The sequence below is a fragment of the Streptomyces niveiscabiei genome, from assembly GCF_001419795.1.
Lineage (GTDB): Bacteria > Actinomycetota > Actinomycetes > Streptomycetales > Streptomycetaceae > Streptomyces > Streptomyces niveiscabiei.
Map to the genome: position 1 here is coordinate 1 of NZ_LIRL01001049.1, position 1235 is coordinate 1235.

Below are 1235 nucleotides of genomic sequence, written 5' to 3' on the forward strand. Positions count from 1 at the left end.
CTCCAGGGCGACCGCCTCCTCCCCCTGGACCGCCTGACCCACCCCGACCGCACCCCCGTCCTGGCCGTCGGCTCCAACGCCTGCCCCGGCCAACTGCGGCACAAGATGGACGAGTTCGGGATCACGTCCCCCATCCCGATGACGAAGGCACACGTCACCGGCCTCGACGTCGGTGTCTCGGCGCACGTGAGCCGGATGGGCTATGTCTCCGCGTCACCGCTCGACGCACCGGACGTCACACGGGAGTTGTTCGTCATCTGGCTGGACGACGCACAGCTGAAAGTCGTCGACGCCAGCGAGGGAGCGCACTCGCTCCAGGGGAACTACGCCCGAGTCCGGCTGCCCGCGCCGGAGTTCAGGGTGGAGCTGGAGAACGGCCAGGTCCTGCCCGGGACTTACGTCTACGTGAACCGCCACGGCGTCCTGCACGACGGCACGGGAACCCCGCGCCGCCACGGAGACCAGCGCACGCTGATCGCCGGACTCCTCGAAGGCTCGCCGGAGTTGAGGCGCCTCTTCGGCGCGACCCCGGAGGAGTTCAGTGAACGGGCGCGCGTGGACGCGGAGTTGTGCGAGCGGGGCACCCGGCTGCTGAGGGAGGAGAAACTGGTCACGGCATCGGGCCTGGAGCACCTCCACGCCTAGGCCGAAACGCAGGTCAGGTCAGCCAGGCAGCTGAGTTATCGTCGGAGGCAAGGCATCGCGTGCCGGTCACCGTCCCGGTGCGGCATGGAGGTGCCTGTGAGATTGCCTTACGGAGGCACTCCACAGATGTCTGTCGAACTGAACCACACCATCGTGGCCGCCCGGGACCAGCACGAGTCGGCGCACTTCCTCGCCCACGTCCTCGGACTCGAGGTCTCCCCGCCGCTCGGCCCCTTCCTGCCCATGAACACCGCGAACGGCGTGTCGCTGGACTTCCTCACCGTGCCGGAGGAGTCGATCACCACCCAGCACTACGCCTTCCTCGTCTCCGACGAGGAGTTCGACGCCGCGTTCGCCCGGATCGAGGAGGCGAAGATCGAGTACTTCGACGATCCGCACCTGCGGCGCCCGGGCCGGATAAACCACTACTACGGCGGCCGTGGCGTCTACTTCCTGGACCCGTCCGGACACACGATGGAGATCATCACGCGCCCGTACACCAACGAGCAGTAGCCCTCACCGCTACTCACAGCGCGACCCCGGTCGGCCCCTTCAGGCCGACCGGCCCCACCCGGCACAAGCCCTCAGGC

At 68.3% G+C, this 1235-nt stretch carries 2 protein-coding genes; both read left to right on the forward strand.

Translation table 11 applies throughout. From position 1 onward, the window contains the following. The coding region (locus tag AOK24_RS39470) for a hypothetical protein (RefSeq protein WP_055724740.1) at window positions 1–645 on the forward strand (645 nt) is incomplete at its 5' end. A gap of 126 nt (window positions 646–771) precedes the next feature. Then, window positions 772–1158: a VOC family protein gene (locus AOK24_RS39475; protein ID WP_055724741.1), complete on the forward strand. Its 387-nt coding sequence runs from the start codon at window positions 772–774 to the stop codon at window positions 1156–1158. Window positions 1159–1235: the final 77 nt, after the last annotated feature.